The 11,898-nt window shown below is 39.3% G+C and carries 10 protein-coding genes and 1 riboswitch; of the genes, 6 read left to right on the top strand and 4 right to left on the bottom strand.

From position 1 onward, the window contains the following. Positions 1-3: 3 nt before the first annotated feature. The 3 genes from ACEN36_RS11640 (at position 4) to ACEN36_RS11650 (ending at position 2,967) form a co-directional block, all read left to right on the top strand. Positions 4-426 (top strand): hypothetical protein, encoded by a 423-nt coding sequence (locus tag ACEN36_RS11640; protein ID WP_407126631.1) that lies wholly within the window; start codon positions 4-6, stop codon positions 424-426. 119 nt (positions 427-545) lie between these two features. Then, positions 546-1,313 (top strand): ABC transporter ATP-binding protein, encoded by a 768-nt coding sequence (locus ACEN36_RS11645; protein WP_079650479.1) that lies wholly within the window; start codon positions 546-548, stop codon positions 1,311-1,313. Between the two features lie 4 nt (positions 1,314-1,317). Next, positions 1,318-2,967, top strand: a complete 1,650-nt coding sequence (locus ACEN36_RS11650; RefSeq protein ID WP_407126633.1) for a hypothetical protein — start codon at positions 1,318-1,320, stop codon at positions 2,965-2,967. A gap of 611 nt (positions 2,968-3,578) precedes the next feature. On the opposite strand, the gene ACEN36_RS11655 is transcribed toward ACEN36_RS11650, so the two are convergent. Next, positions 3,579-4,169 (bottom strand): YdhK family protein, encoded by a 591-nt coding sequence (locus tag ACEN36_RS11655; RefSeq protein ID WP_407126634.1) that lies wholly within the window; start codon positions 4,167-4,169, stop codon positions 3,579-3,581. A 258-nt stretch (positions 4,170-4,427) separates the two neighbouring features. Here ACEN36_RS11655 and ACEN36_RS11660 point away from each other — a divergent pair, with 258 nt between their 5' ends. Genes ACEN36_RS11660 through ACEN36_RS11670 form a run of 3 tightly spaced genes read left to right on the top strand, consistent with a single transcriptional unit; the run spans position 4,428 to position 7,463 of the window. Continuing rightward, complete coding sequence (locus ACEN36_RS11660; RefSeq protein ID WP_407097492.1) at positions 4,428-5,354, top strand: alpha/beta hydrolase; 927 nt, start codon at positions 4,428-4,430, stop codon at positions 5,352-5,354. A 34-nt stretch (positions 5,355-5,388) separates the two neighbouring features. Continuing rightward, positions 5,389-6,798, top strand: a complete 1,410-nt coding sequence (locus ACEN36_RS11665) for an alcohol acetyltransferase (RefSeq protein WP_407103202.1) — start codon at positions 5,389-5,391, stop codon at positions 6,796-6,798. After that, positions 6,795-7,463, top strand: coding sequence for a DUF6320 domain-containing protein (locus ACEN36_RS11670; protein ID WP_407103203.1), 669 nt, complete (start codon positions 6,795-6,797; stop codon positions 7,461-7,463). Before ACEN36_RS11665 ends, ACEN36_RS11670 begins: the two co-directional genes overlap by 4 nt. A 102-nt stretch (positions 7,464-7,565) precedes the next feature. Here ACEN36_RS11670 and mgtE read toward each other — a convergent pair whose 3' ends face one another. The 3 genes from mgtE to ACEN36_RS11685 form a co-directional block, all read right to left on the bottom strand. Beyond that, positions 7,566-8,939 carry a magnesium transporter gene (gene mgtE / locus ACEN36_RS11675; RefSeq protein WP_407126636.1) on the bottom strand — a complete coding sequence of 458 codons (1,374 nt, stop codon included), beginning with the start codon at positions 8,937-8,939 and terminating at the stop codon, positions 7,566-7,568. 342 nt (positions 8,940-9,281) lie between these two features. Continuing rightward, positions 9,282-9,446, bottom strand: a riboswitch (M-box (ykoK) riboswitch). Positions 9,447-9,603: 157 nt separating this feature from the next. Beyond that, entirely contained in the window at positions 9,604-10,791 is a 1,188-nt protein-coding gene (locus ACEN36_RS11680) for a MalY/PatB family protein (protein ID WP_407126638.1), read from the bottom strand. Positions 10,792-10,920: 129 nt separating this feature from the next. Beyond that, positions 10,921-11,742 (bottom strand): bacteriochlorophyll 4-vinyl reductase, encoded by an 822-nt coding sequence (locus ACEN36_RS11685; RefSeq protein ID WP_131832567.1) that lies wholly within the window; start codon positions 11,740-11,742, stop codon positions 10,921-10,923. Positions 11,743-11,898: the final 156 nt, after the last annotated feature.

The following is an 11,898-nucleotide window of genomic DNA, read 5'->3' on the forward strand; positions in this document are numbered from 1 at the left end:
TTGATGGGGCTAATAGAGGATCTAAAAAACAGAATCCACCAATATCAGAACACGATTGAAGATGACCGTCAAAGAATTGATGCATACAATCAAAAAATCACTGAGATCGAACAGATCTACAATGAGATGGCAAACGAAAAAGAGAATTTGATCAATGAAAAAAGCACTGTTCAAGCGGTAGCCAATGAATCTTACAGCAATTGGACAGGTAATCTATACGCTAATGAATACGAACCTATGCTAGTGGACGATGTACTTAATGGGAGTCTCCAAGAGACCATTCATGCGATCGATGAAAATCTAGATGCTTTGAATGATGCGAAGACTAGATTTGAAAATAAAATCAATCGTACAGAAGGTATCATAGGAACTATGGAAGCGGGGATCAATTCGCTGTGGAATGAAGTAGAAAACTTAATGAATTGATGCAAATCAGTCAACTAACCCCATAATGTTGCATTATGGGGTTAATTGTTTACTTGATTCTTCAGGCGTTTTTTGACATACTGAGCAAAAGGGTAAGTTGGAAAGGGAGAAAAATACAGATGATTGAATTTAGAAATGTGTCCAAAAATTATGGGCAGAAACAAGCATTAAAAAATGTCACGTTAGCGATCCAACCGGGGGAAATTTTTGGATTGATCGGTCATAATGGAGCCGGTAAATCGACAGCAATCAAGTCGTTGGTAAGTATCATCGATCCTACTGCAGGAGAAATTTTGGTAGATGGAGAAAAATTGACAGACCATCGCTTGGCGATCAAAAGCAAAATCGGTTATGTGCCGGATTCGCCAAATATGTTTTTACGTTTGACAGCAACGGAATATTGGAATCTGATGGCGACTGCATACGAGGTGACACCTGACAGCTATCAAGATAAATTGACGGCATTGCTTGAGTTGTTCGATATGACAGAAAATCAATACGGAGTCATCAATTCTTTCTCACACGGGATGCGACAAAAAACGTTTATCATTGGGGCCTTGCTGTCGAATCCGGATATTTGGATTTTAGACGAACCGATGACAGGGTTAGATCCGCAAGCAGTGTTTGATTTAAAAGAAATGATGAAGCAGCACGCTGCTGCAGGCAATATCGTCTTGTTTTCGACTCATGTATTGGATACGGCGCAACAAATTTGCGATCATATCGCTATCCTTAAACAGGGAGAAGTCTTGTACGATGGAACGATTGAAGATTTGCAAGCCCAAAACGAACACCAATCTCTTGAAACCATTTATTTGAAAATGGCGGGCAGACAACCAGGAGAAAATCCAACTGCTGTTTCAGTGGAACCTGAAGGGAGAGGATGAACGTATGCGGATGAAACAAACGGTGGAGTTGGCTAAAGTCAATATGATTTACGCTAATCCGCAGATGATCGAAAAGCGGCGTAATAAAGAGGTCAAAAAAGGAGCCCCTTCTAAGTTATCGGCTTATACATACATCCTTGGACAAAATGTTTTATTGCTGGCTATTTTTATCTTCTTATTTGGTTTTATGTTTTCCAATATAGATCTGGTCCACTACCCGGGCATGTTTACGTCTTTTATGGGCACGATTATTTTAATGTCTGTGCTCCAAGGCTTTTACCTGATTTTTAATCTTTTTTACGATTCAAAAGACTTGTCCCATTATCTGCCGCTCCCTTTTAAAGCGAGTGAATTGTTTGCAGCAAAAGCAGCTGTGTTGATTTTTATGCTGCTTCCATATTTGGTCCCTGTTTGGATTTTGATGTTTTTGTTAGTGTTGGATGCAGGGAATGCTTTGCTATTCTTGCTGCCGGGTTCAGTAGTTCTATTTTTGCTGATGATAACAGTAGTTTTAGCGTTTTCGATTGTACTGGTGCATCTCATTACGAAGCTGCCTTTGTTTACACAGCACAAACAAGGCGTAATCACTGCTTTATACAGTTTATCCAGCATTGGAATGGTGGTATCGGTCTATTTCCTTTCCAACCGAGCGACGACATCTGCTGAAACAGCTCAAGGGATCATTCCGGATATGTCTGTGATTCCTTTTCTAGGAGCATTCCACCAGATTTTTTTAACTCCAGGAGATGCAGCAGCTTGGGTTGGTATCCTGGGTTGGGTAGTGGTGTTGGCAATTCTGGCATTTGTGGTGATCAGATGGGTTGTGCCTTCTTTTTATCAAGCTGAACATGCCGTCTCGACAACATCATCCAGCCGTCCCAAGAAACAAACCAAAAGGAAAAAAAAGGGAGTTGCTGCTCAGCATCCTGCTTCAGTCAATCAGACCTTGTTTAAATACAATCTTGGAATCATTCAGGATGGAACATTAATGATGCAATTTCTGAGTTCAAAACTCCTATTGCCCTTGGTGGTGATCGGACCGACTTTAGTTAACAGTCCTGATTTAGCGGCTATTCCAACATTATTTTGGCCGGTATTTTTCTTTGGCGGATTTATTTATACGTTTTTCACCTTAAATGCGGTGTCGATTGTCGGAGTCATCATTTCTTTAGACCGGGAAAACTTCTTGTATCTCAAATCACTGCCATTTTCAATGAAGCACTATTTAAGACAAAAATTTCTGTTTGCCTTTGGTATTGAACTGATCATTCCGGTGTTATTGGCGATCGGATTAATGGTATTCCTTCAAGTCCCGTTGTTGTTTGCAGTACTTTTCTTAGCCGGGCTTGTGATCGGAACTCTTGCACTGAGCCACTTTTATTTTGTACGCGATTATCGATTGCTTAATCTGGATTGGCAAAATCTAACCGAACTCTTTAGCAGAGGAGCTGGAACTTGGGTTCAAGCCATCAGTATTTTTATTACTGTTTTCTTCGGTGTCTTGGCTGTTGTGGGTGTTTCATTTATTTTATTGGCTTTGCCGCCAATTGGCCAAATGCTGTTTTCTGCTGCTATTGTTCTGGTGCCCCTGAGTCTTTCTGCTGGGTTATTGGTGAGATACAAAAAAACATTTTGGAAGCAGTTTGAAGATTAAGCTGGAATAGAGATGATGTAGTGGATTCTGTGGGTTACTCCATGATCTAAAGCAAAGTAAAATCCCTTTTCGCTAATGGGCAACCATCAGCGAAAAGGGATTTTGTTGTGTTGCAGAGTAGAAGGGGGGCTATTTAATGATTCACAGCTGATTATAAGTGGAATTATGAAGAAGACGAGAGATACTTAAAGATTCGAGGTTGGTTACATGTGTGAATGTGAAGTAGAGGTGGTCTACTTAATAATTCGAGGTTGATTACATGTGTGAATGTGAAGTAGAGGTGGTCTACTTAATAATTCGAGGTTGATTACATGCGGGAATGTGAAGTAGAGGTGGTCTACTTAAAGATTCGAGATTGATTACATGCGGGAATGTGAAGTAGAGGTGGTCTACTTAATAATTCGAGGTTGGTTACATGCGGAATTGTGAAATAGAGACGTTCTACTTCACAATTCGAGACTATCAATAAGCTGAATTAGGAAGTGGGACCTGATCACCTAGTAATCACCTCCTGATTATAGGTACATGCGGACTTTTATATGACCAAGGGAGTAAATGAGTGATATGAAAAAAGGCTATCTCATATTGAGACAACCCATTCTGTTTATCACCTATTCAACGGGAGCTAATTCATCTTCGGTCAACCATTTATGATTTTTCACAGTCTCACTGCCATCAGTAGGCTGGTAGTCGACCATGTACACCGTAGTTTGATTGGCTGCATCAATAGTAGCAGCAGCTCCTTGCATGCCTTCCATGTGCATAGCTTCCAAAGTGACTTCAGTACCTGGCTCTAGAGCCGAGTCCCCAGCTTCTGCCATTTCTTCATATACAACCCATTTATGATTTTTTACACGGTCGCCGCCGTTCGTTGGATCATAAGATACTTCATAAGCAACAGTATCAAATGCTCCTACAATAGTAGCTTCTGCGCCTTTCATACCAGGCATGTGTCCAGATTCGATCATCACGGTATCGCCAACTGCATAGGTGGGATCTTGTGCTTCTTGAAGTCCTTCTGGAATGTCGCCAGAGTCGTCATGCATCATGTGTCCCATATCCGATTCTTCCATAGAACTTGATTCCTCGATTGAACTGCTGGACTCTGAGGAATTTGTTTCCGCTTCTTCTGTTGTAGAACAAGCGGATAAAGCTAAAGTAGTAGACAGCGCTAAAAATGGTAAAAAGTTTTTTCGATTCATAACTGATTCCTCCTATCAAATGTAAACAGAAACGTTTACATTCGTAATCAATTAACAGCTTAACAAGAATAGTAGGAGAAGGTCAATAAATCAGCTTTATTGAGTTGATTGTTTCAAATTAGGCTCAAGTCTAGTAAAATAAAAGCAAGTAGAGCTCTGTTAGGAAAAAGGGCCAGCTGATAAAGGCTGAGATTTATATGCGTGTGTTAATGGATAAACAGTAAAAAGCACGTATATAAATATAGAAGGAGTACACTGATGAATCCCATTTTTAAATTTGTGTTGAAAATGATGTCTTCCCCTAAAATCAATATGCAGGAAGATTATGAATTTGTACGAAAGATGCAGCAGATTTTTTCTAAAAAACCTAAGAAGGGATACATCATCTTAGATCAAAAAATTTATTCCAAGGATCAATCTCACGATATCCCTGTTAGAGTATTTCGCCCTCAAGAGCTGCGGCACGATGATGCTTTGTTATTTGTTCATGGTGGAGGATGGGTGACTGGAAACATCGATACGTATACAAATACTTGTATCAATATGGCCGATTTAACAGGGAGGGTAGTGTACTCGGTAAATTACCGTTTAGCTCCTGAATATCCATATCCAGCCGGGTTAGAAGACTGCTATCAGGTGGTGGACATCTTGCTGAATCATTTGGAAATGGCACGATTGGCAGATGTTTCTAAGTTGACCTTGATCGGAGATTCTGCGGGAGCCAATCTGATAGCTGCAGTGTCGCTGTTACTGCGAGATGAAGGCAGGATAGTACCAGCAAAGCAGATATTGCTGTACCCTGTCACGTATTGGGATCACACAGAAAACTCTCCTTTTGAATCTATTCGTACGAATGGATATGACTACGGGTTGACCGCCAAAAAGATGCAAGAATATATGGAATTGTATGCTCCTGAATTGGCAACGCGTCAAAGTCCATATATCTCTCCTTTATCAGCTGATGATCTGACAAAACAGCCGGAGACACTGATTGTGACAGCTGAGTTTGATCCGCTTCGCGATGAAGGAGAAGCTTATGGAGAAAAATTACGAGATGCTGGAAATAAAGTGAGGATCCATCGAGTAAAAGAAACCGTTCATGGGTTTATTACGTACCCAAAATTCGTGGAACCGGTAGTTGAAACGTATGAGATTATCAATGAATTTTTAAGTACTGATCGATAAAGGGAAAGTTTTAGTTGTTTGGAGGTGAGTCAGTTTGAAGAAGAAGGAAACGACCAACCAAAAAGGATGGGTGCGACTAGACAATGCTTCGAATATTTTTTTAGCAGCCATGTCCACCACTGATACCAAAGTATTTCGGTTGAGTGCGGAAATGGAAAATGAGGTCGATTCCGTCCTGCTGCAACAAGCGCTTGAAAAAACGTATGCACAATATATGCTGTACCATAGTGTGTTAAGAAGAGGAATTTTTTGGTATTACCTGCAACAGACGACTATTCAACCGCGAGTAGTTCCTGATGTATTGACACCTTGTTCGCCGCTGTATCATTTTGATCAAAAAGAGTTATTGTTTCGTGTGATTTACAATGATAAGCGCATTCACTTGGAAGTGTTCCATGTTTTGAGTGACGGAACAGGAGCGCTGTGGTTCTTTGAAGATTTACTGAAAGAGTATATCTTATTGCGCCATCCTCAAACGCAAGCAGAATTAATGAAAGAACAACGGGAAATCCAGCAACAACACTTAGAAGACAGCTTTGTCACCCATTTTAGCCACAGTGAACAACAAAATTTTACGGACTCAGCGCAATCTGCTGTGCGCAGTTTTGTGAAAAGCAGTAAAAATGCTGCATTTGAATATGGACGAAAAGCGAGAAGATTGATGTGGGCAACGAAAAGAAGAAAACGTCGGAAACGGAAAATACATCGGATAACCGGCAGGAAAACAGCCGATAATCGAACAAAAATTATTGAATTAGAGATGCCGGTGAAAACAGTACTGAATTTGGCTCATGAACAAGATGCTACGCTGACTATGTATTTGATTGCTGTATACTTTGAAGCTATTCGAGAAGCCAGTCCACATTTTCGTTCTGGGGAAACGATCGCAATATCCGTTCCGGTAAATTTAAGACAATTTTATCCTTCCGATTCAGCCCGTAATTTCTTTAGTACCGTCAAATTAAAATACACTTATCCACAAGAAAAAGAAGTGGATATCAATAAAATCTGTGATACTTTGACGAAACAAATGCAGCACCAGCTGAGCAAAGAAAATTTGGAAAAACGGTTAAGCCGATTGATCGCATTTGAATACAATCCATTTAACCGAGTTATTCCGCGTCCGTTAAAAGATGGTGTGTTAAAAATCATCAATTTCTTTAACAACCGAAATTTAACAGTGGCTATGTCGAATCTCGGACGAGTGTCATTGCCGCAATCGATGAATCCCTATGTTCATGCGCTTTATTTCCACACGTCTGCTGTCAGACCCCAATTTTCTGTTATCAGTCATGGTGGAACTTTGACGATTTCTTTTACGTCGCCTTATTTAGAGACAGAGATCCAAGAAAACTTTGTTCGGAAACTGACTAAATCTGGGGTAGATGTAACGATTGCTGCAAATAAAGTGACAGCTTCAGAATTAAGAGGTGATGAAGAGTGAAACGATGTTCGCATTGTCAGGTAAATATTAAAGGTGACTGGTCGGAATGTCCGCTTTGTCACCAACAATTAGATCCGGTAGAGTCAGCAGAAGCTGCAAGCAGCCCTTATCCGGATATTCCTTTACGTTTCAATAAGAAAAAAGTTTTCAAATGGATGATGTTGGCGTCTGTAGTCATTATTCTTGGGTTTTATACAGCTGGATTTTTCTTTCCTGATCCCTTGAATGTTTGGCAATGGTCTTTATTTGGAATCGTCAATTTATGGTTAGTTGTCTTGATCATTATCCGTAAACGAAGAAATATAGCTAAAGGAATCGTTTATTTGATCATATCTGCTTCACTGGTCTGTGCGTATTTGGATTATATATCGGGCTGGAGTGCTTGGTCTACCACTTATGCGATTCCGCTGATCTGTACATTTGCTACAATAGCTATGTTTTTCGCGGTCCGAATCGTTCGCTTAAAAGTGGAAGATTATGTGTTGTATCTGTTGACTGCAACGCTGCTCGGATTTATGCCGACGACATTTTTGTTTTTAAATTGGACAACATGGCTGTTCCCATCCCAATTGTCGCTTTTATTGAGTACCTTGATGTTTATCTGGATCACCGCTATACACGGAAGAGCTATTATCACAGAACTGCAAAAACGCGCACAAATTTAAGGAAATATTCTCAGAAACAGTAACAAAGCTTCTTTTCAATTTAGTTATTGAAAAGAAGCTTTGTTTGTAAGGGATAAAAGAACAACTTGAGTAGTCATACTGTTATAAAATATGAAGCAGCTCAGTTGCTATACTAAAATAAATCAGCAATCCCAAAGCATCGTTGATAGTGGTGATAAAAGGACCAGAGGCAATTGCTGGATCGATGTTCATTTTGTGAATAACAATTGGAATAGTCGCGCCAACTACTGTGGAGAGACTAAGTGTGAAGAAAAGCGAGATGCCAATGATCAGTGCTAAAATGAGATTCCCATAGAAGAGACCTGCTACCACTCCCAATACTGTTCCAGCGACACCTCCAATCATTGTACCTGCTAGAAATTCTTTCCAGATCGTCTTCCAAAATTGTTTCCGGTTTCTTTCCTCTCCTTGGGAAATATTCCGTACAGCTATGGCAAGTGATTGAGTACCGACATTTCCGGCAGAGTCCATGATAATAGGAATAAAAGCAGCAAGGATGACTACTTGGTTGAGTGTTTCTTCAAAAGAACTGATGAGAGAAGCACTGATCATTCCTAGGAAAACTAGGATGATAATCCATGGCATTCGAAGCCGAGCCATCTCAAAGGCACTTTCTTCTCCTTTTTCTATTTTTTTCGGATTTTTTCGAATAGCTGAAAATTCATTAAAATCTTTCTTAGTTTCTTCGACTAAAACATCCATGATGTCATCTACAGTTACGATCCCCATCAGTTTATTTTTCTGATCCAAAACGGGGACAGCCAGCAGATCGTAATCTTGAATGATTTGAGCCACCTCTTCTTGGTCATCGTAGATTCGGACGAAAGCCAGTTGGGTATGCATGATATCCGCCAGCTTTGTTTCTTCCGAATGAAGGATGAGATCCCTTAGTGATACGACTCCGACTAAATGATCAGCATCATCCAGAACATAGAAGTAGTAAACCAATTCTGTAGCTTTCGCAATAGTACGAACTAAATCAATCGTTTGTTGTATAGTATGTTCAAGAGTAACCACTACCATCCCTTTGGTCATTATTGAACCAGCAGTCTCTGGTTCATAGGAGAGCATTTCTTCCACTTTTTTCCTCTCTGTATCTTCGAGTAAGTTAAGAAGAACTTTTTTTTCATCTTCATCAAAATAAGATAAAAAGGCCACAACATTATCTAATTCCATATACGGAAACAAATGGGCGGTATACTCTGGCGAGAATACCTCATAAGCCTCTATTTGATCTGCTGGATCCATCCATTCGAACAATTCTGCAAATTCTGCTGGGCCTAGAAAGGACTCTATTTTCTTTTTCTTTTCAGGATAAAGTAAGTGAAACAGTTCTACTTGGTCTTTTAGATGGAGTTTCAAGAAGAGTCTCCGGAATCTCTTCCGATTGTTTTCTTTAGCAGCTCTAAAGACAGCCTCATAGTAATTATTTTTTCTAGTGTCTATTTTTTTCATTCCGATCATTCCTTTCGGGAAGGTTTACTAGATGCCATTCTTTTTTTTGTATCGTTAATTCAAACTTTCTCCTTCGACTATCCGAATTCGGATCCATATAAACCACCTCCTTAAAAGAATTCGTTCGTTAAAAAAATAGAGAACGTTACTACTTTAAGCGTTTAGTTCTATAGACAATGGCCTCCATTTCACGATAAAAAAGTGCCTCACCATGAAATAGCGAAAGATCCCAACTCTAGAATGAACGCTAAAAATTTATAAAACAAAAAAAGCACGCCCCCGAAGAGTGTGCAAAAAGACTGCCTGAGCAGCACGTTTCAAAATGGTTTATTTTGTCTATTTTCTGCACCTCTTCGTTGAGTTTTAGCTCTGTACAGCATAGGGATTGCCCCAGCTGCATTAAGAATTTCCTTAATTCGAAAATTCCTGTTAACCCATTGGCGTCTTTCGACGTTTCTGGGCAGCAGCCTATCTCTCGTACAGTAGCCTCACCTAACAAGGTTATTTACTTTTTATCTACGGACCTATTATAGAATATTGTTCACTTATTTACAAGCTTGCTTATTTGCTGATACATGACTGTTTCTTGCTATCCAAAATTTATAATACCGTACACCATAAATAAGGATACAAACCACTAAATGTGGTTTGCATCCTTATTTGACTAACGGTATTTCTTCATTGTATGAACTAAACGCTCAAGTGCATCCATCAAAATTTTAGTAGGCACAGCAAGGTTCAAGCGTTCAAAACCATTGCCTTCAGTCCCAAAGATGTATCCTTCATCCCCAAATACCAAAGCTTCCTTGTGCATAACTTCTTCGAGTTCACTAGCCGAAAGCCCAAAAGCATTGAAATCCAGCCATTGCAAAAACGTTCCTTCTAAATCAAATACCGTTACTTCAGGCAATTCTTGGTTTAAATAGCGTTTCAATTCTTGATGATTGTGCCAAATCAGTTCTTTGAATTCCTTTAACCAAGGTACGCCTACGGTATAAGCCAATTCGGTAGCTTTTAACCCAAGCACATTTGTTCCGCCATCCAAACCCGTGACTTCCATATCCTCTAAAAATCGTTCGCGCAAATTTGGATTGGAAATAATGATGTTGGAGTTTTTTTGTCCCGCTAAGTTAAAAGACTTGCTGACAGCTGTAGCGGTGATACAAATAGAAGCTGCGTCTTCAGTCGCTATAGCCATTGGTGTATAAGAATGCCCGGGCATGGTGAGGTCATGATGAATTTCGTCTGCCAAAACAATTACATCATTCGCCACACAAATATCTATCACTTTAGCCAATTCGTCTTTGGACCACACTCTTCCAACTGGATTATGAGGATTGGAGAATAAGAGCAGTTTATTCGCAGGGTCTTTTGCTTTTTTTTCCAAATCTGCGAAGTCGATTTCATAATGTGTCTCTTTTTGGATCAAGACACTTTTCACAATATGGCGTTCGGTTTTTTCGATGGCTGCATAGAAAGGGTAGTAGACAGGTGATAAAAGCAATACGCCATCTCCTGGATCAGTGAATGAACGGATAGTAGGATAGAAGGAGGTGACTACACCAGGTATAGTCAGAATCCAATCGTCTTCAATTTCCCAATGGTGCTGGATTTTCATCCAATTTTTTACAGCCGATAAATACTCTTTGGTAGGTAGGTCGTAACCCAAAATAGCTGTTTCTAAAAATTTTTGAAGCCCTTGAATAATTTCAGGCGCCATTTTCATATCCACATCAGCGATAGATAAAGGATAAATGTTATCATCTAATGAAGGATTCCAGTCATGCATTTGTTGCCATTTAGCGGAACCTGTATGTGATCTGTTGACAGCAGTAGTAAAATCATAAACCATAATCGCAGCCTCCTAAAAAGTCTAGTTATCTTACAAGTATTCTAACATAGATAGTCTTTTACACAGAATAGAAACTAAATTTGTGGACAATATCGCGTGTAGGAAGCTATTATTCTGTATTTATGGAGTTTAAACAATTTTAGTATTATCTGTTGATGTAATTTCTTCAAATTCGGCTTCAATGATTTCTAAATCTTTATTAAAATTACCTTCTTTATAATTTGAACTGTAACCTTTAATTAATTCTCTATTTAACTTCTTCGCTGCTAGCTCCATGGTAACAGCTGTAAGACCACCAGAAGCTATACCCCCAATAACAGGAATAGCTTTTGAAGCCGCGCTTGCAAGTCCTTTTTTAGTTAGTGTTTTTGAGGCAACTACTTTTGAGATATTTTTTATAAATGGATACCAGAGTGTTTTAGTTAAGGCTGTTGTCATAATTTTTTTTGAAGCATATTTTGCTGCGTTTGTACTCGCTACGCGTAATAAAGATGCAGCACCTTGTGCGCTGAACATTGTACCTAAAAATAAAACTAAACCGTCAATCTTCAATTCACCATCTTGATCAATAATATTTTCATAATCATAGATGTAGGCAAGCTCTTGAATAAGCCTAATAGAATAAATCATGTTCTGCAAAATATCTGCGGGAATTGTTCCTGCCATGGCCAACCCACCAGGAAGACCCGAGACAAATGAAAGACTGGAGCTTCCAATGACATTTTTGTGAATGCGGACTTTGGCCATGGTTTCCTTTTCTTTTAAACTAATAGTAATACTCCCGTTGCGAATCTCATCTTCGCTAACACCATAAATTTTTGATAAAAAATCAATACGGTTAACATGTGCCATAGGATTATTCAAAATAGTTTCTAGAAGTTTCATTAAATCACCAGATTGAATAGCTGGAATCAACGAACTACCTGCTGCCTGTTTTTCATTATTTTTCATATGTAGTTTCACCTCTCTGAGTCTTATTTTAATGCCTACTGAACAATTGGGCTAATTTGAAATGGAGAAAAGTTCAATAGAACTAAACAGCTTTTTTTCCGATTTTTCGGTTGTCCAAAAAAAGAGCGCAAGCGATTGCGATTAATGTTATCTACA

This window comes from Desemzia sp. FAM 23989 (assembly GCF_045528345.1).
GTDB lineage: Bacteria > Bacillota > Bacilli > Lactobacillales > Carnobacteriaceae > Desemzia.

Excerpts from the sequence above, each read along its gene's own strand:
- ACEN36_RS11685 (WP_131832567.1), bottom strand. The coding sequence starts at position 11,742 with ATGAAAAATAATGAAAAACAGGCAGCAGGTAGTTCGTTGATTCCAGCT.
- ACEN36_RS11650 (WP_407126633.1), top strand. The coding sequence starts at position 1,318 with ATGCGGATGAAACAAACGGTGGAGTTGGCTAAAGTCAATATGATTTAC.
- ACEN36_RS11660 (WP_407097492.1), top strand. The coding sequence starts at position 4,428 with ATGAATCCCATTTTTAAATTTGTGTTGAAAATGATGTCTTCCCCTAAA.
- ACEN36_RS11640 (WP_407126631.1), top strand. The coding sequence starts at position 4 with ATGGGGCTAATAGAGGATCTAAAAAACAGAATCCACCAATATCAGAAC.
- ACEN36_RS11645 (WP_079650479.1), top strand. The coding sequence starts at position 546 with ATGATTGAATTTAGAAATGTGTCCAAAAATTATGGGCAGAAACAAGCA.
- ACEN36_RS11655 (WP_407126634.1), bottom strand. The coding sequence starts at position 4,169 with ATGAATCGAAAAAACTTTTTACCATTTTTAGCGCTGTCTACTACTTTA.
- mgtE (WP_407126636.1), bottom strand. The coding sequence starts at position 8,939 with ATGAAAAAAATAGACACTAGAAAAAATAATTACTATGAGGCTGTCTTT.
- ACEN36_RS11680 (WP_407126638.1), bottom strand. The coding sequence starts at position 10,791 with ATGGTTTATGATTTTACTACTGCTGTCAACAGATCACATACAGGTTCC.